The organism is Pseudonocardia sp. WMMC193 (assembly GCF_021728735.1).
GTDB classification, from domain to species: domain Bacteria; phylum Actinomycetota; class Actinomycetes; order Mycobacteriales; family Pseudonocardiaceae; genus Pseudonocardia; species Pseudonocardia oroxyli.
Genome location: NZ_JAKKDO010000002.1, coordinates 20,156 through 41,280, shown reverse-complemented (window position 1 = coordinate 41,280; position 21,125 = coordinate 20,156). Strand labels below are relative to the sequence as shown.

General features: G+C 70.0%; 23 protein-coding genes. 11 read left to right on the top strand and 12 right to left on the bottom strand.

Annotated features, from left to right (window positions below):
• Window positions 1–57 precede the first annotated feature (57 nt).
• The 3 genes from L3X23_RS00810 (at window position 58) to L3X23_RS00800 (ending at window position 3,013) form a co-directional block, all read left to right on the top strand.
• Window positions 58–684 (top strand): class I SAM-dependent methyltransferase, encoded by a 627-nt coding sequence (locus L3X23_RS00810; protein ID WP_237190139.1) that lies wholly within the window; start codon window positions 58–60, stop codon window positions 682–684.
• 70 nt (window positions 685–754) lie between these two features.
• Window positions 755–2,176: a phenylacetate--CoA ligase family protein gene (locus L3X23_RS00805; RefSeq protein WP_139324237.1), complete on the top strand. Its 1,422-nt coding sequence runs from the start codon at window positions 755–757 to the stop codon at window positions 2,174–2,176.
• Between the two features lie 252 nt (window positions 2,177–2,428).
• The gene (locus L3X23_RS00800; protein ID WP_010227564.1) at window positions 2,429–3,013 is read left to right on the top strand and encodes a recombinase family protein; all 585 of its coding nucleotides are present in this window, start codon (window positions 2,429–2,431) and stop codon (window positions 3,011–3,013) included.
• A gap of 131 nt (window positions 3,014–3,144) precedes the next feature.
• On the opposite strand, the gene L3X23_RS00795 is transcribed toward L3X23_RS00800, so the two are convergent.
• Entirely contained in the window at window positions 3,145–3,417 is a 273-nt protein-coding gene (locus tag L3X23_RS00795; protein WP_237190080.1) for a hypothetical protein, read from the bottom strand.
• Window positions 3,418–3,514: 97 nt separating this feature from the next.
• The gene (locus L3X23_RS00790; protein ID WP_237190079.1) at window positions 3,515–4,234 is read right to left on the bottom strand and encodes a hypothetical protein; all 720 of its coding nucleotides are present in this window, start codon (window positions 4,232–4,234) and stop codon (window positions 3,515–3,517) included.
• A gap of 298 nt (window positions 4,235–4,532) precedes the next feature.
• Here L3X23_RS00790 and L3X23_RS35820 point away from each other — a divergent pair, with 298 nt between their 5' ends.
• From L3X23_RS35820 to L3X23_RS00765, 4 genes are all read left to right on the top strand, one after another.
• Entirely contained in the window at window positions 4,533–5,501 is a 969-nt protein-coding gene (locus L3X23_RS35820; RefSeq protein ID WP_305080920.1) for an amidase family protein, read from the top strand.
• Window positions 5,498–5,998, top strand: a complete 501-nt coding sequence (locus L3X23_RS00775; RefSeq protein ID WP_237190078.1) for a hypothetical protein — start codon at window positions 5,498–5,500, stop codon at window positions 5,996–5,998. Before L3X23_RS35820 ends, L3X23_RS00775 begins: the two co-directional genes overlap by 4 nt.
• 23 nt (window positions 5,999–6,021) lie before the next feature.
• Entirely contained in the window at window positions 6,022–7,002 is a 981-nt protein-coding gene (locus tag L3X23_RS00770; protein ID WP_237190077.1) for a tetrahydrofolate dehydrogenase/cyclohydrolase catalytic domain-containing protein, read from the top strand.
• 221 nt (window positions 7,003–7,223) lie between these two features.
• Complete coding sequence (locus L3X23_RS00765; RefSeq protein WP_308116851.1) at window positions 7,224–8,504, top strand: IS256 family transposase; 1,281 nt, start codon at window positions 7,224–7,226, stop codon at window positions 8,502–8,504.
• A 90-nt stretch (window positions 8,505–8,594) separates the two neighbouring features.
• Here the strand turns inward: L3X23_RS00765 and L3X23_RS00760 are convergent, their stop codons facing one another.
• From L3X23_RS00760 to L3X23_RS00725, 8 genes are all read right to left on the bottom strand, one after another.
• Window positions 8,595–9,017 (bottom strand): helix-turn-helix domain-containing protein, encoded by a 423-nt coding sequence (locus L3X23_RS00760; protein ID WP_308116850.1) that lies wholly within the window; start codon window positions 9,015–9,017, stop codon window positions 8,595–8,597.
• A gap of 112 nt (window positions 9,018–9,129) precedes the next feature.
• On the bottom strand, window positions 9,130–9,600 hold the full coding sequence (locus L3X23_RS00755) for an Hsp20/alpha crystallin family protein (RefSeq protein WP_237190076.1): 471 nt from the start codon (window positions 9,598–9,600) through the stop codon (window positions 9,130–9,132).
• A 479-nt stretch (window positions 9,601–10,079) separates the two neighbouring features.
• The gene (locus tag L3X23_RS00750; RefSeq protein WP_237190075.1) at window positions 10,080–10,298 is read right to left on the bottom strand and encodes a hypothetical protein; all 219 of its coding nucleotides are present in this window, start codon (window positions 10,296–10,298) and stop codon (window positions 10,080–10,082) included.
• A 645-nt stretch (window positions 10,299–10,943) separates the two neighbouring features.
• Window positions 10,944–11,795, bottom strand: coding sequence for a hypothetical protein (locus L3X23_RS00745; protein WP_237190074.1), 852 nt, complete (start codon window positions 11,793–11,795; stop codon window positions 10,944–10,946).
• Complete coding sequence (locus L3X23_RS00740; RefSeq protein ID WP_237190073.1) at window positions 11,795–13,426, bottom strand: type IV secretory system conjugative DNA transfer family protein; 1,632 nt, start codon at window positions 13,424–13,426, stop codon at window positions 11,795–11,797. The genes L3X23_RS00745 and L3X23_RS00740 overlap by 1 nt, the downstream gene beginning before the upstream one ends.
• Before the next feature lie 32 nt (window positions 13,427–13,458).
• Entirely contained in the window at window positions 13,459–14,703 is a 1,245-nt protein-coding gene (locus tag L3X23_RS00735; RefSeq protein WP_237190072.1) for a hypothetical protein, read from the bottom strand.
• A complete protein-coding gene (locus L3X23_RS00730; protein WP_237190071.1) occupies window positions 14,700–15,023 on the bottom strand; it encodes a hypothetical protein in 324 nt (107 codons plus the stop codon). The genes L3X23_RS00735 and L3X23_RS00730 overlap by 4 nt, the downstream gene beginning before the upstream one ends.
• Window positions 15,023–15,322, bottom strand: coding sequence for a hypothetical protein (locus L3X23_RS00725; protein ID WP_237190070.1), 300 nt, complete (start codon window positions 15,320–15,322; stop codon window positions 15,023–15,025). The genes L3X23_RS00730 and L3X23_RS00725 overlap by 1 nt, the downstream gene beginning before the upstream one ends.
• A 278-nt stretch (window positions 15,323–15,600) precedes the next feature.
• On the opposite strand from L3X23_RS00725, the gene L3X23_RS00720 reads away from it, so the two are divergent.
• From L3X23_RS00720 to L3X23_RS00705, 4 genes are all read left to right on the top strand, one after another.
• Window positions 15,601–15,903: a hypothetical protein gene (locus tag L3X23_RS00720; RefSeq protein ID WP_237190069.1), complete on the top strand. Its 303-nt coding sequence runs from the start codon at window positions 15,601–15,603 to the stop codon at window positions 15,901–15,903.
• Window positions 15,900–16,472, top strand: coding sequence for a DUF6879 family protein (locus tag L3X23_RS00715; RefSeq protein ID WP_237190068.1), 573 nt, complete (start codon window positions 15,900–15,902; stop codon window positions 16,470–16,472). The genes L3X23_RS00720 and L3X23_RS00715 overlap by 4 nt, the downstream gene beginning before the upstream one ends.
• Window positions 16,473–16,494: 22 nt before the next feature.
• Window positions 16,495–17,355 carry a helix-turn-helix transcriptional regulator gene (locus tag L3X23_RS00710; protein ID WP_237190067.1) on the top strand — a complete coding sequence of 287 codons (861 nt, stop codon included), beginning with the start codon at window positions 16,495–16,497 and terminating at the stop codon, window positions 17,353–17,355.
• Window positions 17,356–17,505: 150 nt separating this feature from the next.
• Complete coding sequence (locus L3X23_RS00705) at window positions 17,506–17,742, top strand: hypothetical protein (protein WP_237190066.1); 237 nt, start codon at window positions 17,506–17,508, stop codon at window positions 17,740–17,742.
• 1,550 nt (window positions 17,743–19,292) lie between these two features.
• On the opposite strand, the gene L3X23_RS00700 is transcribed toward L3X23_RS00705, so the two are convergent.
• Entirely contained in the window at window positions 19,293–20,204 is a 912-nt protein-coding gene (locus L3X23_RS00700) for a ParB N-terminal domain-containing protein (RefSeq protein ID WP_237190065.1), read from the bottom strand.
• A complete protein-coding gene (locus L3X23_RS00695; protein ID WP_237190064.1) occupies window positions 20,204–20,953 on the bottom strand; it encodes a ParA family protein in 750 nt (249 codons plus the stop codon). Before L3X23_RS00695 ends, L3X23_RS00700 begins: the two co-directional genes overlap by 1 nt.
• Between the last annotated feature and the right edge of the window lie 172 nt (window positions 20,954–21,125).

Sequence of the window (21,125 nt, the reverse complement as noted above, 5' to 3'; positions counted from 1 at the left end):
TCGCTTTACAGCGATGACACCGGTTGGGTTGGATAGCTTGGAGGTCGGGTCGTGTTGATGAACCGGGTGGAGACGGCGCTGGTGAACAGTCCACCGCGGCGGGCGTTGCAGCGGTTCTACGAGATCCCGACGCTGCTGCGGTTGGGCGGGGCGCTGCCTGCGGAGGCGCGGGTGCTCGAGGTGGGGTGCGGGGCGGGGTACGGCACCGAGCTGATCCTGCGCCGGTTCGCCACGGCCCGGGTGGACGCGATCGACCTGGACCCGGCCATGGTCACCCGGGCGAAGCGCCGGCTGTCCGGTTATGGGGGCCGGGTGCGGCTGGCCACCGGTGACATGACCGACCTGCGCGCCGCCCTGGACGCCGAGGACGGCAGCTACGACGCGGTGTTCGACTTCGCGATCGTGCATCACGTCCCGGACTGGCGGGCCGCGGTCGCCGAGATCGTGCGGGTGCTCAAGCCGGGCGGGCGGTTCTACTTCGACGAGGTCACCGCCGCCGCGCTGGCCACCCGCGGCTACCGGTGGCTGTTCGACCACCCCACCGAGGACCGGTTCACCGCGAGCGAGTTCGTCGCCGAGCTGGAACGACAGGGGTTGCAGGTGGGCGCGCGGTGGCGCACCCGGGTCCGCGGGCACTACCTGCTCGGGGTGGCCGAGCGCCCCGCCAGCGGCACGGCGCTGTGATGAGCGCCGCGGGCGGTGGAACCTCGACCGGTGCGGAGACGACAACGTGACGGCATGTGGGACGTCGGGCGTGGCTGCTGGCGAGGACCGGGTGCTGCGGCTGCTGCTCGACGCCCGCCGCACCTACCGACACGGCCCCGCGGCGATCGCCGCCCGGCAACGCGCCCGGCTGGCCGAGCTGGTGGACTTCGCCCGCGCTCACGCCCGCGTCTACGGCGAGCTCTACCAAGGCCTGCCCGACCGGGTGGAAGACCCGCGCTTGCTACCGGTCACCGGGAAGGCGGCGTTGATGGCCCGGTTCGACGACTGGGTCGCCGACCCGCACGTGACCGCGGAGCGGATGCAGGCGTTCGTGGCCGATCCCGCCCTGATCGGTCGGCCGTTCCCCGGCGCCCCACCCGGCGCCCGCGCGGGCTCCGGCGCCGGCTACACGGTGGCGACCACGTCGGGCACGACCGGAACCCGGGGGATGTTCCTGCTCGACGAGCGGGCGCTCGCGGTGGCCACCGCGCTGAGCGCACGCATGCTCGGCAGCTGGCTCACCGCGAGCGCGCTGCCCCGGCTGATCGCCGGACGGGGACGGTTGGCGATGGTCACCGCCACCGGCGGGCACTTCGCCTCCACCGCCGCGGCCGCCCGGCTGCGCCGCAGCAGACGCGGCTGGCGCCGGGTCCGGGCGCTGTCGGTGCACACCCCGCTGCCGGAGCTGGTGGCCCAGCTCAACGCGTTCGGGCCCGCCGTGCTCGCCCCCTACGCCACCACCGCGGCCCTGCTGGCCGCCGAGCAGCAGGCCGGGCGGCTGCGCATCCGTCCCGCCCTGGTCGCGCTGGCCGCCGAAGGCCTGCCCGACCGGGAGATCGCGCGGATCGCCGCCGCGTTCGGCGCCGCGGTGGGCAACTCCTACGCCGCGACCGAGTGCCCGTTCCTGTCCTACAGCTGCCGGCACGGTTGGCTGCACGTCAACGCCGACTGGGCCATCGTCGAACCCGTCGACGCCGACCACCGGCCCACCCCGCCCGGCCGGCAGTCCCACACCGTGCTGGTGACCAACCTGGCCAACCGGGTCCAGCCGATCCTGCGCTACGACCTCGGCGACAGCGTCCTGGCCCGCCCCGACCCCTGCGACTGCGGCAGCCCGCTGCCCGCGATCAGGGTGCAGGGCCGCACCGCGGACCTGCTCACCCTCCCCACCACCCACGGCACCACCGTGACGCTCACCCCGCTGACCCTCTCGACCCGCCTGGACCGGCTGCCCTCCGTGGCGCTGTTTCAGATCCTGCAGATCTCCCCGGCCGAGCTGTCGGTGCGAATCCAGCCCGCACCCGGCGCCACCCCGCAGCAGGCCTGGGCCCACGTGCACCGCGAACTCACCGACCTGCTCGCCGCCCACGGCCTCGCCCAGGTCATCGTCCGACGCGCCGAGCAGGTCCCCCAACCCGCTACCGGCGGCAAATACCGACTGGTTCAACCGTTGGCCGACACACCGGGCTGACCACGCCACACGTGGCGTCGACCGGCCATGCGCTGTCGGTTGCTCGGTCGAGACCTCACGATCTTCTATCTGGTCGACGACGCAGATGCGGCGTCGCGGCGCGAGGAGCGCGACATCGTCTCGTAGGCCGAACCCCTACCGGGACACCCCCGCCCCGGCCAGCGCCGAAGCATCGGCCCAGTACGAGGTGTCCCGTAAGCCTGGTTCGGTGAATAGTTCCGGTGAGGGGGCCATAACCGGCAGACTGCCCCGGTGACCGGACTGCTGATCGGCTACGCCCGCTGCTCCACCGACGCCCAGGACCTCACCGCTCAACGCGACGCCCTCACCGCGCTCGGCGTCGCGACCGAGCGGATCTACGTCGACCACGGCCTCACCGGCACGAACCGCGCCCGGCCCGGGCTACGCGAAGCCCTTGCCGCATGCCGCGCCGGCGACACCCTCGTGGTCACGAAGCTTGATCGCCTCGCCCGCTCGGTGCCCGACGCCCGTGCGATCGCCGACGAGCTCACTGCCGGCGAGATCAAGCTCTGCATCGGCGGCTCGGTGCACGACCCCACCGACCCAATCGGCCGACTGCTGTTCAACGCACTCGCCATGATCGCCGAGTTCGAGGCCGATCTCGTCAGGATGAGGACACGAGAGGGTATGAAGGTCGCCAAAGCCAAGGGCCGGCTGCGCGGCAAGCAGCCCAAGCTCTCGCCGCGGCAGGAAGCGCACCTCGTCTCACTCCACGCCGCCGGCGAGCACACCATCAGCGAGCTCGAGGAGCTCTTCTCCGTCACCCGCTCCACGGTCTACCGAGCGCTCTCCCGCGCTCGCGCGAAGGTGGTCTGATCCGACCGGCTCGGCCGTTACCTTGCACTTCGGGCCGTCGCCGACTGCGGTCTCCCGCGCAACCACCATCCGCAGCTCAAGAGGCTACTCAGCTATATCCGCCCGATTTTCGGCGAGAACTACGGCGACCCCTACACGCCTCCCAGCCCTGACTTCCGCTTCCCTCGCGGATCGTTGGGGCCGTCAGGCCCGTAAACCAGCCGCTCGGCTGCGCGCAGCAACGACGACCGCGGGTCGCGCCCCTGGACCAGCGCCTCCAGCGCGGATGCGAAGGACAGCCCGACGTCCTGACCGTGCATGCCCGCGTAGGTGCCCTGCAACGCCAGGTGCCGCAGCTGATCAGCGCCCGTCGCCAACAGCCACTTCTCGGCGCCGGCCCGGGTCTGGTGGAAGTCCTCGCTCACTCACGACACCATATCGAACATTAGTTCGATACCCTAGCTGGGGCGTGACGTCGGTCGAGTGAACTCCGGCGCCGCCCAGACCGCCTGTGACGACGGCTCAGTACAGGCGATCTTCGGTGTGCCGTCGCGGAAAGGCCTGTGGCAGAACGAGGTCGACGACGTTCCACCGGTCCGGCGAGCCTGCACCGTATCCGTACGAGCAGATCCTGCGCGGGAAGTCGGACACGCTCGGCGCGAAGTTCGGGCCGACGAGCTCCTGGAATCCCAGCTCTGTCCGATCCTCTGGTGCGGACCACTCCATCCCCCACACGTCGCGAAGGTAGAACCTCAAGGCCGCGACGTGGGCGACGGACTGGACGAGGATGTTCTTGCGGAGGCTGTCGAGATCGACCGGCCACCAGTCACCGTCGACGTCGGCGATGCCACGTCGGCCGATGAACACGTGGTCGTGCATGCGCGCCACATCGGTCTGGCCGGGGACGTGGGTGTGCGAGACCACCGTCAGCGGGACTCGGCCGGGCAGGTAGCGGCCCATCGACGGCTTGCCCGGGATCTCAATGTGCTCACCCACCTTCAGGTGGATGTCGAGCGCGAAGGACTGGAGCATGGCGCGGGTCGCCTCGGTGTGCGCACGGACGGCCGCTTCCACGAGCTCGTCGCGGCCGCGCTCCTCGGCGAAGTGCAGCAACATGCCCAGCGACACCGGGGTCTCGAAGTACACCTCGATCGCCCCAGCTGGCGGGGACATCGTCGTCGGGTCGAACAGCGGCATGAACCGCTCATCGACCAAGCCCTCCGACACCGTCACGACCGCCACCTCCCGTCCCCCTGCCCAGAAGGGTACGACGACCCACCACCGATCTCGCGCAACCAGGACGCATTGAAGCCGACAGCGATGGGCCGACCTCGCCGTCGGCTACACTGTTGACCTGCCGTTTCTCGCCGGATCGGAGCCTGTCGCCGTTACCACGACCAGCCCGCAGTTGGTTTCGGCCGACGTCGCCGAGGCGCTCGAGTACGCCCACCGCATCGACCCGTGGCTACGCGCTTTCGTCACCGACATCGCTCCGCGCGACGTCGCGTACGGGGCGGATGTGCACGGCAGCCTGGCGGGGATGCCGATCGCAGTGAAGGGTGCCCGCGGTCTGAGCAACCCACTGGCCCGCCGTCTGCAGCGAGCCGGTGCTGTACCGATCGGAGGCACCTCCGTGCCGCGCGGGGCGGGGTATCAGACCTGGGGGTACACCGACCGCGGCCCGACTCGGAACCCGTGGCGGCCCGACCTGTCTCCCGGCGGTTCCTCCGCAGGATCCGCTGCCGCCGTGGCGGCGGGGATCGTCGACCTGGCCACCGGCAGCGACGGGGCCGGCTCGTTGCGCATCCCCGCGGCCTGGTGCGGCATCTACGGATACAAGCCCACCTCAGGACCCGGCCGAGCCCCGGCGGTGCCGGGTGCCCTGTCCCGCGACCCCGCCCTCCTGCGCGCCTGGGCCGCCGCGGCGCTCGACCCGCTCCCGGCCGCGGACCCGATCAGGACCGCCGCGTGGTCGGTCGACCTCGGCTACGCCGAGCCCTGGCTTGACGACGAGGTCGTCGCGATCGCGCACGCCAGAGCCCGAGCCCTTCCCGTCCTACTGCACGGGACGGCAGGGCCGTGGCTGAGCGACCCACAGCGCGCGTGGACCACCGCCCGCGACCCCGGCGCCTCGGCGGCGGAGCTCGCTGCGGGTGACGCGCACACCGCGCGGAACCGGGCCAAGCTCGACGACCTGTTCACCGACGTCGACTTGCTGCTCACTCCCACCACGCCCGGGCGCCCGCACGGCCACGGCGGCCCGGGAGAGCATCTGAGCGTCGCGCTGACCTGGGCGTTCAACCTGACCGGGCACCCCGCCGCCTCCATCCCCGCCGGGTTCACCCGCGACGGCACACCGGTCGGGCTGCAGCTGATCGCCCGCCCGCACGCCGACACGGCCCTGCTGGAGTTCCTGGCCCGCTACTGTCCACCCGCAGAAGCCGCAGTGATCGACACTCGGGCCGGTACCGGTACCGGTACCGGGACCAGGACGGGAGGCCACCGATGACGAGCGCACACGCGCCGATCGTCGCCGCTGCGACCGCCCTGCTGAGCTGGTCTCACCGCCGCGGCGGCCGAGCCCGCACCCTCGTCCGGCTGCGCACCATCCGCACCGACACCGGTCTGGCGACAGCGGTGGTGGCCAGCGAGCTGCGCGACAACCCGCGGGGCCACGAGATCGGCTCGGACTTCGCCGCCCTGGCCAACACCGCGCTGCGACAGCTGATCCCCGCCGCGGTGCCCCCACAGGCGGTGGTCTGGTACGCCCACCACGGCGAGTTCTCCAGCTACGACCCCTCCGGTCCCGAGACACTGACGAAAATCGACCTGCGCTGGGACGGCGAGCACTACCTCGACCCCACGCCCACCGACCACCACCTGCTCAGCACCCACCAGCTCACCGAGTACAGCGCCCTGCTCCAGCTCGAACCCGTGGACGCCCTGCTGAGCCAGTGGACCTGGGACAGCGCCCCGATGCCCGGTCCGCGGCCTCCGGCTCGCTGAGCACCTCAAGGACGAGCGGCTGGATGAGCACAGAGCAGTACCGCGTACCCGGCCGCGCTATTCTGCGCGAGGTCGTCCAGGCATACCAGCCCTACCGCCAGATCGTCACCGACCAGCACACTCGCGCGCTCGTCCTTCGCTTCGACTCCGCATCCGGCGCCCCCGACGACTGGGCCCTCCGCATGGCCGCCTCCCAGGTCTCCGCCGAGCAGAAACAACGCACCTTCGAGCAGCTCGGCGTGAGCGCGGACATCCGGATCCTCGGCCCTGACACCGAGTGGGCCGAACTCGACGAGCAGCTGACCGAGGCCAACGAGACGCCGGAGATCGCGGCGGTCATCGTCCAGACCCCGCCCCCGCGGCACCTCGTCCCGCTGCTGGACCACATCGCCCCCGACAAGGACATCGACGCCCTGAGCAGCAACTCCCCACGTCTGGCGTGCGCGACCGCGGACGGCATCACCCGCATCGCCGCTCCCTACCTCGAACACGGAGCCACGAGCGCCGTCATCGGAAGCCGAGGCTTCGTCGGCTCCGGAGTGGCCACCCTCCTGCGCCGGGCCGGCCACCACCCCCTCGAACTCGACCAAGGCGACGACCTGCGTCAGGCACGCGACGTCGACGTCGTCATCTCCACTACCGGCCGCGGCGGCCTGCTCACCGCAGAACACCTGCACCGCGAGCACTTACTCGTCATCGACTCTGGATTCGTCCCCCACCCTTCCGGGGTGATCGGTGACGTGCACCCCAGCGCCACCCACCTCCCCCGCGCGATCACCCCCGTGCCCGGTGGGATCGGGCCAGTGGAGATGGCGACCCTCGCCGAACGGCTCACACAGCAAGTCGCCGCCCCAGACCTGGGATCGTGGCGTTACCTCGGCCCGACCCTGGACCACCCCGAACTACAACGCACCACCGCGACACTCGAAGTAGCAGCCCAACACGAGCGCGCCCTACAGATCGAAGGACCCAGCCGGGAACTCGGAATCGAGCACGATCCCTGAGCGCCCAGCAGAGCCCCCGCACAGGGGCTGGGCAGGACTTCTACTGATCGACCTGCCACACCTCCCAGACCTCCGAGGGCGGCGAGGTTCCGGACGCCGGTCCGTCGGACGCCGATAGCTCTCTGTATGCCCGGGGACTGTTTCAAGATCGGTGTTTTCGGCCCGACACGCCGGGCTGGGTTCCGGCGGGATGGGCACTGTGAGTGATGACATCGGATCTTGTGAGTCCACGCAAGGTTGAGTCCAAGCCGCCGAGGGAGCTCTCCCCGGAGCAGGCCGCTGCGGCGGCGATGGTGGCCGAGGCGAAGGCCCGCGGGCTGGCGTTGACCGGCCCGGATGGCTTGCTGAAGCTGTTCACGAAGAATGTGCTGGAAACCGCGTTGAACGAGGAGATGACCGAGCACCTCGGGCACGCCAAGAATCAAGCGGTCCCGGAACGGGATTCCACGAACGTGCGGAACGGGTCACGGTCGAAGACGGTGCTCTCGGACGCGGCCGGCGAAGTCGAGATCGACGTGCCGCGGGATCGGGAGAGCACCTTCGAGCCCCAGATCGTGAAGAAGCGCCAACGGCGCCTCACTGATGTGGATGAGATCGTGCTCTCGCTGTACGCGAAGGGGATGACCACCGGGGAGATCTCCGCGCATTTCGCCGACATCTACGGGGCGTCGGTGTCGAAAGAGACGATCTCACGGATCACCGACAAAGTCGTCGCCGAGATGAACGACTGGGCCGGCCGCCCGCTCGACGCGGTGTACGCGGCAGTGTTCATCGACGCCATCCACGTGAAGGTCCGGGACGGGCAGGTCGCCAACCGGCCGGTCTACGCCGCCATCGGGGTCACCGTGGACGGCTGCAAAGACGTGCTGGGTCTGTGGATGGGCGTGGGCGGCGAGGGCGCGAAGTTCTGGATGAGTGTGCTCGTGGACCTGAAGAACCGCGGTGTGCGCGACGTGCTGTTCCTGGTCTGCGACGGCCTCAAAGGCCTCCCGGAGGTCGTGGCGAACGTGTGGCCGCAGACCATCGTCCAGACATGTGTCGTGCACCTGGTCCGGAACACTTTCCGTCTGGTCGGCCGCCAGGACTGGGATGCGGTCAAACGGGACATCAAACTGATCTATGCGGCACCCGGCCCGAACGCCGCGCTCGTCGCCCTGGATGAACTCGAGAAGAAATGGGGTCGGAAGTACGGGGCGATGATCCGGCTCTGGCGCAACGCCTGGGAGGAGTTCATTCCGTTCCTGGACTACGACGTCGAGATCCGGAAGGTGATCTGCTCGACGAACGCGATCGAATCGCTCAACGCCCGCTACCGGCGGGCCGTCCGAGCACGAGGCCACTTTCCGACAGAGCAGGCCGCGATGAAGTGCCTGTATCTTGTGACCCGCAGCCTGGACCCGACCGGGACAGGCCGTGCCCGATGGACGATGCGCTGGAAGCCTGTGATCAACGCCTTCGCCATCACGTTCGGTGACCGCTGGCCGGGAGCCGAGACCTACTGAACACGACGCCGGAAACACCGATCACGAGACAGACCCTATGCCCGGTCCGCGCCGGACTCATTCTGGTCGTCGCGCAGGCTCGGTGTGGCTTCAGCGCGGCTCGCGGATGCGGCTGTTGAGTGCATCGATCTGGTGGTGCGCGGCGGCGAGCTCCTCGGTGCGGGTGTGGAGGGTGGCGCGGGTGGTGTCGAGCTCGGTGGTGGCGTGGTCTCGGGCATCGTCAGCGCGCTGCCGTGCCGCAGTGGTGTCGTCGAGGCGGTCCTCGAGGTCGAGGATGGTCTGGGCGGAGATCAGGGGGTGGCCGGTGTCGAGGAGCTCGCGCAGTCGTGCCGCCGTACGTAGCTGACGTCGGGAGTAGCGGCGGTGTCCGCCGTCGGTGCGGTGGGGGTGGAGGGCCCCGGCGGTGTCGAGGCTACGCAGGAAGGCAGGCTGGACGGCGAGGAGCTCGGCGGCCTGTCCCATCGAGATGGCCGGGTAGTCCTCGTCGTCCAGCCTGCGCAGGTTGTCGGTCAAGGGTTCTCGGTCTCCGGTCTCGTCATAGTCCTCCCGTGGTGCTGGTGGTCCCCTGCTGGTCCTCGACCTTTCGGCGCTGCGTGCGGGCCGGTCGGCCGGGCGTGAGCATGGCTCAGGTGCTCGAGGTCAGCTCGGGCTGCTCGATCCCGTCCTGCGCCGGGTCCGCGGCGAGGGTGGTGCGGCCGGTGTGGGGGTGGCTGATCTCGACTCGTCGTGGCTTGGCCCGTGCGGTGACCGGGATGGTGATCGTGAGGACCCCGTCGCGGTAGGTCGCGGTGAGGCGCTCGGTGTCGAGGTCGCGGCCGAGCATGAGGCGGCGGCCGAACGAGCCGCGGGGACGCTCTCGGGTCAGCCATTCCCCGCCCTCGTGCGGGGTGCTGCGCTCGGCGCGCACGGTCAGCGCGTTGCTCTCGACGGTGACGTCGATGGATCCGGGGTCGACGCCGGGCAGATCGAACGCCGCCACGAAGTGGTCGTCGAGCCGCTGGATGTCCATCGGCATGCCACCTGGCACACCGACCTGTGTCGCCACCCTGTCCAAGAGTCGGGCGGCGTCGGTGAAGGGCTCGTAGTTCAGCAGCATCGTGATCTCTCCTCTCGTGGTGCTGCTTACCAGAGGTGACGCACATATTTATAGCGGGCACTGCAGATTATCGCAACCCGCTGGTCTAGGGATCACGCACGCAACGGTCGGATGCGACCGGCTGCAGGGCTGGACGGGCCACACGGCCTCCACGGGAGGGATTCTGAGCCGCCAGCCGCCAGCCGCCAGCCGCCAGCCGCCAGCCGCCAGCCGCCAGCGGCGGCCTGACGCTGCCAGAAGTCGGCGAAGCGCCCACCCGCTGGTGCTCGCCGCCGGACAGCGTGCCGCCCGCCTTTCCGACGCGGGGTCGCCCAGCCCTCGGGCAGGCGCTCGACGAGCGGGCTGACCCGGGCCGGTTCCCCGCGGCGCGCCCGCCTATCGCCGGCGCCTGTCCATCGCCGCGGCCTGTCGGGGCCGACCGGGGGTCGCACTCGCCGGCTACCGCGGTGGCGGTGTCGGCTCGCCATCGGGTTCGGTCCTCAGGCGGACTCGAGTAGCCGGACCCAGATGCCGTTCTTCGTCTGCACGAGGTCGAGGTCGCTCCCGGCGAGGCAGGTCCCCGCGCGGCGGTGCGCGTCAAACAGGTCCGTGTCATCGAAGGTGTGACAGCACGTCCGGCAGTGGGCACGGTCCATGCCCGCCCAGCGTGCGCCGCAGCGTACGCAGTGCTGCTGCAGCAGCTCGGGTCGGTCTGGCATGGGCCGAACCCTACGGCGACCAGCAAGAGCGACAGGCGAAGAACACGCACCTCGCGCTCTGCGACGGAGCGGCGAGCCTTTGGTCCACGGCGTGGCCGCGGGTTGGGGCCGGACGTTCCCGACCACGGAGCTGCGCATCGAAGGGGAACTCGCCCAACACGGCGGAGAGGGCCCTCTGCCGCCGTCGACCACCCCGCTCTGCCACGGCAGGTCCCACTGCGACACGATCGGCTGGCGTTCCACACCGGCTAGCACACTGCCGTTCTCCACCGGGTACAGCCGTCTCATGTGGATAGCCTTCGTGGTACCCGGCGCCATCCTGATCGGCTGCATCCTGCTCGAGCGCTACGAGCACTGGCTGCTTCAGATCGGATTCGGACACCCCGACCGGGCTCCCCGTGACGAGAGGCTCGGCCGGCAGGTGGTCGGGCGCCCGGTCGGCGCGTCACAGCGCCCGTCCGGATGACTCGGTCCGTGCTCGGTTGGCGACGCAACCAGCAGCGGGCGACCCCGGTAGGTGGGCGACGTCGTCGACCTTCCCGCGAGCCGAGTCGGTCACCGGGGATCACCGCCGGCCACACGGGTGCACTCCGTGGGGTGGGGAGAGCTACGCCCCGAACTCCCAGGCAGGCATCCGGCTCTGTGTCAGCCGTCTTCGCGCTGATGACGCCATGCGAGGTCCTGCTGGAACGCGTGGTCGTAGTTGGCCTGCCAGTGCTGGGCCATCGCTAGCTGACGGCCGGGCGACATCGGCACCCGGCCGCCGGGACTCGGCGGGAGGCGCGGGACCTGTCGGTCGGCCTCGGCGACGAGGTGGAACCCGGGGCCGCAGAGGTTGCGGTCGATGACGGTGCGCAGGCGCTCGACGACCCCGGGACGCCAGCGTTGGTGCCACTCCCCTGCCACGCTGGGCGGGGAGGAACGCAGGTACGCCTGGACGTGGGCGCTGCGTAGCCAGGACAGCTCGACGAGGGCGGGGCGGTGCAGCGGCCAGCAGTCGGGGAGCTCGTCGCGGGTGATCTCGTACCAGGGCACGAGGACCTCGGCGATCCAGCGGCCCAGGACCGGCCACTGCTGCTCTGCCTGCTCGGCGGTGAGTGCGGGCCAGTCGACGGGCGAATTGCGTTCGCGGCGCAGCTCGGCGAGGACCTCTTCGAGCTGCGCCTGCTGGCGGTCGAACTCGGCCTCGGTGAACTGGCGCAGGGCGGCGAGGCCGGGGGCGAGGTCCTCGGAGACGGCCGCGGCGAGCTGCTGGTGATGCTCGGTGTACTCCGCCACGCGCCCAGGCAGGTCTCGCAGACGGTCGAGTGTTCCGCTGAGGTCGGTCAGCCGGTCCCGCATCCGCCGGACCTCGAGCAGCGCCGCGGCCGCGGCCGCACTCGGGGTCGGGTTGAGCGGGCCACCGTCGGGGGCGGAACGGCCACCGGCTGCGGTGTCGGGCTCCGGTTCGGAGCCGTCGCGCTGCGAGTCGTGCCCGGGCGGGGTGGAGTCGTTCATCAGGCAGCATCCTCCACCGCTTCCGGCACCGAGGTGAGTGCCGGGCCCGGCGTCGTCTGTATGGAGCCCAGGCCGGCGTGGGCGAGAACCTGGTCGAGCGGGGTCTGGCGGCCGCCGCGCCAGCCGGGGCGGAAGCGGATGATCGCCGGCTTAGGACCGAGGCCGAGGACGTAGGCGTGCCAACGGGGCAGCGCGTGGATGGTCGGGCCGTTGATCACCGGTTCCAGCGCGGTGCTGGTGTTCGACGAGCGGCTGGTGCGGCCGTCGCCGGAGTCGCTGCGACCCCGGCTGGTCTGGGTGATGGTGCGGGTGCCGGCGAGGAACGCGAGATGCTCGAGGTCTGTCCGCGATACCACGCCGGGCAGGACGATCTTGGTGGGCAGGTTCGCGAAGATGGTCTTCGCGCGGCTGGCTCCCCACCGGGTCTCCAGCTGGGCGAGGTCCTGGACCACGGCCCAGACCTCGATCCCCCAGCCGCGCGAGTCCGCGGCCCAGTTGTCGAGCGGCACGGGGGTGATGTTGGCGATCTCGTCGAGGAACAGCCCCAGCGGGGGGTCGAGGTGCCCGCCGGGGCGAGCGGCGGCGACCTGCTTGGCCGTGGCGAACACGGCCTCGGTGAAGGCGGTCAAGAGCGGCGCGAGCCGCTGGTCGGAGTCGCCGGCGACGACGTAGACGGTGCCGTTGTCGCGGAGGAACCCGGCGATGTCGAAGCTCTCGTCAGGGCCGGGGCGACAGCAGGCGGCGACGGTCGGGTTGTCCATGAACGCCACGGCCGGGCCGAGGGCGGCGAAGTAGCCGGAGCGGGTGTTGGGGGCGGCGGAGAGGTTCTGCTGCAGCGTGCCCAGCCAACCCGCGGGCACGTGCGGCCCCCACTGCGCCAGCGTGCTCGCGGGGGTGGTGTCGTCGGGATGCAGGGCCCAGGACATGACGGCGCTCATCGTCTGCCCGGTCAGAGCCGCGGTGAGCAGGTAGCAGCGCAGGATCTCCGAGGCCTTGGCCGCCCAGAAGTCGGCGTTCTGGGTGCCGGTGGCGCCCCCGCCCCCACGCACGAGCGCCCGCGCCCGGGCGTCGGCGACGGCCGGATCCCGGCACCCGGCGACCGGGTCCCAACGCAGGGTCGAGGCCACCCCGCCGAGCCCGGTCGGATTGAACACGTGCACCGGGCCGGCGAGCGCGCGGGTGGCGGCGGTGAGATCGGCGAGCTCGGTCTTCGTGCTGGTGACGTACGCGGGTCCAGGGAAGTGGCGGATCGGGTCGACGAGAAGCGAGCTCTTCCCCGCTCCCTGCGGGCCGACGACCAACACTCCCCGGCGATGCGGGGTATAGACCCGGCGCCCGAACAGCAGGGCCGTCCCGGACACCAGCCGCCCCACGCTGGTGCCCCCGCGGGCTCCGCGGCGTCCGGCGGCGGTCCGGTACTGGTGCAGGTCGAGGAAACCGTCGACACCGATCCGGCGTCGAAGCCGCAGAGTCGGGTGGCGGCGCAGACCCCAGATACCGGTCAGGGCGATCACCAGCAGCAAAAGGACCACCATGACGGTCCAGGGCTGGATGAACGCCCACGCCGCAGTCGCCAGTAGTGCGGCGGCCACGCCGTCCCGGCGGGTCCACCGCCGGGATCCGGAGGGCACGGCTGTGGCGGGTGGAGTCTTCACACGATCCATCAGCCGGCCTTCCCGAGCATCGGAGCAGCCTCACCGCTGGAGACGGCGTGCTCAGACCGGGTGTGCAGGTTCAGCAGCTCCAGCGCGTCATGCGCCTCCTGCGCACGGCGCTTCTCGCAGGTGAAGTAACGGGCGATGGCCGAGACGCTGGGCAGCCCGGTGCTCTCCCAGTCCGGCAGCTCCCCGGCGGAGCGCGCGGCCTGGATCTTCTTGACCAGCGTCATCACGTTGAAGGCGTCCGAGGACAGCCGGGTACCTCCGTTGTCGAGGACGTCGACGTGGGCGTCGGCGAGCAGCTGCGCGAAGTAGGCGCTGGTCGTGGCCTGTAGCCACACCAGCACCAGTACGAGCACAGGCGGACCCGCATGCGCCAGCAGGGTGGTCACCGACCGCCACTCCCCCACGACAGGTAGGACCGGAGTGGTGTTGATCGCGATGGAGGAGAACAGCAGCACCCCCTCGAGCCACGCGATCCTGCGGCGCGCGGTTGCCGCCGGGAAGGAGCGGCCCCACAGCGCAGCACGGGCACGGAGCCCCATCAGCACCAGCAGCGGCACGGCGAACAAGCCCTCGACCAGGTAGGCCAGCGGCGAACCGTCGGGCCCGACCAGGGCGTCGTGCACACCGACGGAGGTCCAGACCAGGCTGGCGATCGTGGCGAGGAACAGCGCGGCACCGATCTGGCGGGCTGTGCGCTGTTGGGAGGCCAGCTTCGATACCGGGTCGAGGAGCCGAGCGCGGCGGGCGAGCGCCCGGCGCTGCCACAACCGGTCGGCCAGGTCGAGCCGCGCGATCTCCTGATCACCACGGCGCTCGCGAGCGGAGAACCGCACCGCCGCAGTGGCTGCCGCGACCTGCTGGCGGCGCTGCATCCCACGGATCCGGAGCGCCGCCCAGCGCTCCTGTCCAGCTTCCACCGGCGAGAGCACATGGAGCCAGGCAGGGTCCCGCTGGAGCGCTGCCTTCCCACGCAGCAGCGTCAGGCGGCGCTCCAGCTTGTCGAGCTTCTCCCGCTCCGCATCCTGGAGCGGCGGCAGCGGCGCCGCGGGCGGAGCGGTCGTCGGCGCCGCCGCGCCGTCATTGAGCTCGAGGGTGGTGTCGACCGGGGCGAGTGTCGGACGATCGGCCGCAGAGTCGTCGAAGGACCGGGCCGGAGATGTCCGGTCGCCGAGCCAAGCCTGAAGCGGACCGGTGGGCATCTGAGACATGGCTGCTCTCCTCGGTGGAATGCGGCCGGCGTTCATGCCGTGGTCACGGAGGTCTGCAGGGCACAGCGGGCGACCCCGACGCATTCGCGCAGGACGCCGGCGATTCCACGGCGAGCAGCACGCGAGCAGTCCTGTATCTGCGGGAGCTCGGGCTGCAGGCGAGCGGCGGCGCAGCCTGCGCAGATCGCTCGGGCGGACTCCCCGAGCGCGGCGGGAAAGATCGTCTCCCCGCACAGTGCGCGGTACCGGCCCAGTGACGTGCCTGCGAGCAGATCCTCCTCCGCGATCTCGTGCGAGACACGAGCCTCGGCGTCGGCGACGGCCGTGGTCAGGATGCGCGGCGTACGACCGGCCATCACGCAGCCTCCGCCACGCTCGCCGAGCTCGGCTCGCGTTGGGGCGCGGTGGCGTCTTCAGCCGCGAGTTGACTGTTGGCCGCGGCGAGCCGTCCACGGACCCGCAGCTCGCGTGCAATCAACCGGGCTGCCAGCCCGGCGGCGATGAGAGCTATCGCGCCGATTGCCACGACTGCAGCCACTGTGGGGAAGAGCTGGCACAACGTGGCGCCGACGGCCAGTAGACATCCACTGGCCACCGCCGGCGTCCAGCCGCACTCGGTGAACGGCGCCCGCCGAGGGCGCGAGAACATGGACACGGATCGTTCCTCCTGGTCATGACGGTTGGGTGTCGCGATCCACCGCTCCGGCAGGTGGTGAGACACCTGCCGGAGCACCCGAATTCAAGATCGAGCTCCGTCAGACTGGCGGAATATTCCGGAATTTGCAAGCCGTGGTAGCGTTACCCGCAGCTCCCAGGACCGACGTTGGCAGTAGATCGGAACGTCGGAGCCTTGTAGAGCCTTCCGACACGCCGACCCCCGGCGGTAGCGTGGATGCCGGGATCTGGGAATATTCGGCAAGTTCGGGAGGCAGCATGGAGTTCCGAGTGGTTGCGGAGACGGTCGACTGCGAGGGCGGGAACTGCCCGACGACCTACATCCGGAAGGAGGGCACCGTGGTGGTGCAGGGCTATCGCACGGCTATCGCTGGACGCCTCCGCGTGTCCGTCGACGTGCTGCAGCGACACGCCCGCGCCGAAGGCGACGACACCTGGGCTGGCCCGGCCACACCCGACGGCCCCGGGTGGGTCCTGGTCGACGGGCGTGAAACCGAGCTACCGGGCATCTCCCTGCCGCGGAACGAAGGCCTGATCGAGATCGAGCTGGCGCGCGCATGACGACTCTGGCCCAGATGTACGGGACGTTCCGACACACGGCGTGGCGCTACGAAGGTCGCGACACCTACGCAGTGACCGGCGAAGAGGAACGCCTCGCCACGTTCCTGCGCGGTGGGGTCCTGCCGCGCAAGACCCGCGAGAACAACGGGTGGATCGCGACCGTGGAGGACATCCGGGCTCGGCAGGCCCGGATCGGGCGCGTTCGCGTCGTCGGTCATCCCCTCACCGACTACACCCGCTTCGAGTTCGCCGCCTACCCCGACAACGTCCGTGCGGGCGAAGACGTGGCGGTGATCGAGCGAGCGCTGCTCGCGCCGGAGTGGGATCGGGTACCGGACTTCTGGCTGTTCGACGACGAGACGGTCTTCGTCCAGCTCTTCGACGCCGAGGGCGCCTTCCTCGGTGCGGAACAAGTCGAGGACGTCGCGCCGTTCGTCGAGATCCGCCGGCTGCTCCAAGACCGGGCGACCCCACTCTCCCAGTACGACCTCGACGACATCCCCCGTCAGCGGGTCGACTCCCCCATCGGCCCACCCCCCGGGCTGCAGATCCCTGCGATTCAAAGCTGACCGACCTCGACTGGAGACCTGATTGAGCGGCCTGCTCGTCCGCGAGAAGCTCGGCGCCGGACTACGCGGTGTCCGAAAGGCAGCCGGGCTGACCGGCGCCGAGCTGGCCGCCGCGCTCGACATCTCGCAGACCTCCGTAAGCCGCCTGGAGGCCGGTAAGCGCAGCGCCGACAGTGAGCTCATCGAGCGTTGGCTCACCGCCACCGAGGCCCCGAGCGACGTCGCCGCCGAGCTCCGCCGGCTCGCCGGCCAGAACTCCGAACTGTCGACCTGGCGCGACCTGCACTCCCGCGGCTGGAAGGCCCATCAACGCGACTACGCCGATCTCGAACGCAGCGCCCGCCAGGTGCTCACCTTCCAGAACGCGCTGATCCCCGGTCTGCTACAGACCGCGGCCTACACCAGCTACCTCCTGGAAACGGTCGTCGGCCTCGACAGAGACGCGCTGGGGGACGCAGTGCGAACTCGCATAGAGCGGCAGAGACTGCTGTATCAGCGGGACACGCACCTCCGGGTCATCGTCACGGAAGCCGTTCTGCGACAACGATTGGGCAGCTCCGCGATCATGGCCGAGCAGCTACGGCGGCTGGCGGACCTATCCCGGCTGCCCACTGTCGAGCTGGGCGTGATCCCCCTCGACACCGACATGCCCAGCCGCTTCGGCGTCAGCTTCGATCTCTTCGAGAGACTCGACGGCGTCGATGACGAGTCCATCGTGGTCATCGAGCTCGAGGCCGCCGAGGTCCGCGAAGGCGAGGTTGATCGTGTACGCGCCTACCGTCATCGCCATGAGATCTATTGGGCTGCAACGGTTAAAGAGTCTCAGGCGACGGAGCTCGTCGAACTCCTTGCCCGTGAGCACGAGGGCCGCATCTTCGAGTAGCGGACGCGCGACTCCCCCTGGTGTGCAACGCCTACGCCCGTCGCGGGAGCGGTTCGGGATCACCCACTCGGGTTGGTTCGTATCAGAAACTGCTTGCGCGGACCGGCGTGTCGCGTGACCTGTATCAGAAACTGGGCGATGATCGCGCGCATGGCTAAACGGGAAGCACGAGGCGGCAGGCCCTCCAAGGGCCCCCGCGACCTCATGGTGACCCGACTTTCGCTCACGGATGGGAAGCGGGTGCGGGACCTGGCGGACTCGCTCGAGTGGACCTATTCGGACACACTCGCCTACCTCGTGCAGATCGCTTTCAGCCACCCTGAGGCGCTGCCGACCCCGTTGCCTCCTCCTGTTCAGGAGGAGCTGCCGCTGACGAAGGCCTCCTAACGCAGAACGAGGCGACCTCCTGCCAAGAGGTCGCCTCGTCTAGCTAACCGCCGACCGGGACGCGACTCCCGTTCGACGCGACACCCGGCCGAGGCCGGGCCAAACCCCCGCTTGCCAGCAAAGGGGCGCTTTCGCGTGTCCAAGATACCTCTTGGGCAGCATCGTGCGCGAGCCCGACACGATGCTGTTCAATCCCACGAAGCCACGGGATGGTGCTTGCCCTGCCATGAGCAGGGCGCTTTCACCCTCGTTTCCGCTGGTGATGATGACCGCTGCCTTCTGCATCGCACCTCTCCGACCGCTGAGGTCGACCCGTGCACGTTCGGGCGAGTCCAGCCGGATCGGCCGTTCGGGTCACGCGTTCCACGTGGACGTGCGGCCCGGGCACACCCATCCTCTCAGCCGTCTACGACCCGGCCGGGCACCCGCCCTCAAGCGTCAGCTCGCGCAGCGTCGCGCGCCCGAGCCCGCGGCCGTGTCCGCGCGCGTGCCAGGGTCGACAAGGGTGGCTTCACACCGCACCCCGGGTGGCGCAACTTCATCGAGTCCGGCTGGCACGTCGTCACGTCCCAGCCCTCCGCACTCGCCCGGGTCGCCGAGCTCGTCGACGCCGAGGACTGGCGCAGCGACAAACGACGCAGCTGGAGTCAGATCCTGCGCAGGCTGGTCCTCCACATGGACTGGGACAGCGGCCTGGTCACCGGCCTGACCGCGGAACACCTGGGAGCTGCCGGAGCACGAGCATCGCGAACCGTCAGCAGGGTGCTCGCCTGGGCCCGGGACGTGGGCCTCTTGGTCGTGGTCGAGCCTGGAGCTTCCAAGGAGTTCCTGGGCAGCCAGACCAACCGTGCACCCAGCTACGCCTTCGTGAGCGATCGCCCTCTCCCCCAGCCCTTAGGCAACGCCTCGGACCCTGTCCTGTCGCCTGTGGATGAAACTGGCGACCTCCCCATGTCTTACGTGAGTAGTAACCCCTTGCGCGGCGGCAGACGGCTAGAAAGACCAACCGCACCCCCCTGGCCTGCGTTCCGTATCCCCGAGTCACCAAAACAACGGACAGCAGCTTCGCTGCTGCTACTACAAAGGACAGGCCTAGACCGCCGGGGGGGATCCCAGGTCCCTTCGTGGCGTGCCCGGGCGCTGCTCAAGCAGTGGTGGGACGAGGGATTCTCGGTGATCGGGCTGTTGTACGCGATCGACCACCACCCAGACCGTCCCGACATCTCACGAGGGGACGCACTCCGTGGCGCGAGTGATCCGCTCCGTGTCATCGGGTACCGGCTGCGCCCATGGCAGGGGCGGGTTCGAGACTTGCCCGCAGCCGTCGCTGGCCGCCGCGGCGACTATCTCGCCGCTCGCATCGATCACCAAAGCCCCTCCCCCACTCCCTCAACGTCGGTCTCAGGGAGCGACCAGATCCGCCAGGCGGCTCGTGCTGCTGTCGAGAGGCACCTGGCCGCTCTCCGGACTCGTCGACAGGATAAGCCGTCTCACGCCTGATTCACCGCGGTTGGTCCCGGCGCGCAGATGGTGGGCCGGGACCAACTCCGCTACGTGGGACTCCCGGCCTCGTCGTCGCGCAGAAGCGCCGTCGCCAACTCACGGCGGTCGTCCGCGGAGAGCTCAGAGCGCAGCGCGGCAGCGATCTTCTCCGGTGTGCCTCCGAGCTTGGCCACCGCGGCGGCGGTTCGCGACCGTCGAGGCACCGTAGACGCCCTCTTCTCCCCATCTCCGTCCAGCAGGGCCTGATCGGCCTGGTCACGACGTGCGGCGGTCGCCTGCCATCGGGACAGCGCTGCGAGCTGCGCGGGAGTATCCACGTTGTGAAGCTGACGGACCATCCGCAGCGGGATGCGGGCGTCACGAACCGCAGTCTGCAGCTCGTCGCAGAGCTTCAACAGATTGGTCCGTTGGGTGATCCACGTCGTGGTCCGGTCCAGCTGTTCCGCCGCTGCTTGGCGCGACCCGGCCTCCTTGACCAGCATGGCCACGGCGTGAGCTTCCTCGATCGCGTCGTAATTCTCGCGGTCGATGTTCTCCGCCGCCCCAGCCGAGACGAAGCTCGCGCGGCTTGACGCGACCGCATCCAATACATGGACGTTGATCGAGTCGCGTCCCAGCAGCTTCAGGGCGGCGCGGCGGCGCGCGCCCGAGACCTGCACGAAACGGCAGGTCCCGATGGCTTCCGAGTGCTCGGGGAAGATCGCGGTGAAGGCCTTGCTGGTGACGACGGTGCACGGCTCGAGCTGCCCGTTACGGGCGATGGAGTCGGCGAGACTTCCAACCGAGGCGGGATCGCGCAGATGCGAGACCCGAGCGTTCACCGGGTTGGGTGCGACATCACCGAGCGAGGCCACACGCTCGGACGGCGGAGGCGTCACCGCCAGCCCAGCGGGAACGCGCGAGAACTGTTGCGTGTCCGCGGTGGCGAGGTCGGCGAGACTGACCCTCTTCCCCGCCATCAGATCGCCTCGGTCGAGTCGAGCGAGGCGTAAGCCGACGGGACGGGCATGCTTCCCCCGTAACCCAACTCGAGGGCCAGCCGGAAGAAGTCCTCCCGCGCCTCCATCGAGACCCGGTTCTTCGGGTACTGCGTGACCACACGCCCTTCAGCCGCCGCACGAGTGTGCACCTTGTAGCGACGCACCACCGTGGAACACATAGGCCAGCCTCGGGCCTGGATGAACTCGACCGTTTGATCGAGGTCGATCCGCCCGTCGCGTGGGTCCCAATTGTTCACCACCACCCGGTATGGCAGCCCGCGCGGCTCGATCACCTGCTTGATCGTGGTGTCCGTAGGGATGAAAGCCAGCGGCTCCGGCGGCATCGGCACGATGACGTCGTCACACACCGCCAGCGCGGCCGCCAGGATGTGCTCGTTCTCCAAGCTGCCCGGTGTATCGACGAACACGTGCTCGTAGCTCAGCCCGCGCAGCGCTTGCAGCTGCTCCGGCTGGTCGACCTCGGTGAAGTCGAACGGAAGCCCTCCGTTTCGCTGGACACGGTCAGACCACCACGGGGACGAGGCCTGCGGGTCGGTCGAGGCGACAAGGACCGGACTGTCCGGATCTCCGACCGCTTCAGCGGCCTGCCTCAGTATCGGCTCCGGACGAGCGAGGACGTCGTAGGCGACCGCGGCGAGGTTCATCGCCAGCGTCGTCTTGCCCGCTCCGCCCTTCTGGTTGGCGACGACATGGATTCGGGTAGGCATCAGCCACTACCTCCGTGTACTTCCCGGCGAGCGCCGGTACTTCGGGGTCGTGGGCAGTCTATGGGTGCTCCACCCCCGGACGTTCGCGGCGCGCGGGTCTTCGTCGGGGTAACCGCGGTTACCCCTCCCCCGTGGTCACGGGGCTTGCCGCCACGCTTCACGGCGACCGCGC

Excerpts from the sequence above, each read along its gene's own strand:
- L3X23_RS00700 (WP_237190065.1), bottom strand. The coding sequence starts at position 20,204 with ATGGCGGGGAAGAGGGTCAGTCTCGCCGACCTCGCCACCGCGGACACG.
- L3X23_RS00695 (WP_237190064.1), bottom strand. The coding sequence starts at position 20,953 with ATGCCTACCCGAATCCATGTCGTCGCCAACCAGAAGGGCGGAGCGGGC.
- L3X23_RS00775 (WP_237190078.1), top strand. The coding sequence starts at position 5,498 with ATGACGAGCGCACACGCGCCGATCGTCGCCGCTGCGACCGCCCTGCTG.
- L3X23_RS00720 (WP_237190069.1), top strand. The coding sequence starts at position 15,601 with ATGGAGTTCCGAGTGGTTGCGGAGACGGTCGACTGCGAGGGCGGGAAC.
- L3X23_RS35820 (WP_305080920.1), top strand. The coding sequence starts at position 4,533 with ATGCCGATCGCAGTGAAGGGTGCCCGCGGTCTGAGCAACCCACTGGCC.
- L3X23_RS00730 (WP_237190071.1), bottom strand. The coding sequence starts at position 15,023 with ATGGCCGGTCGTACGCCGCGCATCCTGACCACGGCCGTCGCCGACGCC.
- L3X23_RS00750 (WP_237190075.1), bottom strand. The coding sequence starts at position 10,298 with ATGCCAGACCGACCCGAGCTGCTGCAGCAGCACTGCGTACGCTGCGGC.
- L3X23_RS00745 (WP_237190074.1), bottom strand. The coding sequence starts at position 11,795 with ATGAACGACTCCACCCCGCCCGGGCACGACTCGCAGCGCGACGGCTCC.
- L3X23_RS00705 (WP_237190066.1), top strand. The coding sequence starts at position 17,506 with ATGGCTAAACGGGAAGCACGAGGCGGCAGGCCCTCCAAGGGCCCCCGC.
- L3X23_RS00755 (WP_237190076.1), bottom strand. The coding sequence starts at position 9,600 with ATGCTGCTGAACTACGAGCCCTTCACCGACGCCGCCCGACTCTTGGAC.
- L3X23_RS00810 (WP_237190139.1), top strand. The coding sequence starts at position 58 with ATGAACCGGGTGGAGACGGCGCTGGTGAACAGTCCACCGCGGCGGGCG.
- L3X23_RS00770 (WP_237190077.1), top strand. The coding sequence starts at position 6,022 with ATGAGCACAGAGCAGTACCGCGTACCCGGCCGCGCTATTCTGCGCGAG.
- L3X23_RS00735 (WP_237190072.1), bottom strand. The coding sequence starts at position 14,703 with ATGAACGCCGGCCGCATTCCACCGAGGAGAGCAGCCATGTCTCAGATG.
- L3X23_RS00715 (WP_237190068.1), top strand. The coding sequence starts at position 15,900 with ATGACGACTCTGGCCCAGATGTACGGGACGTTCCGACACACGGCGTGG.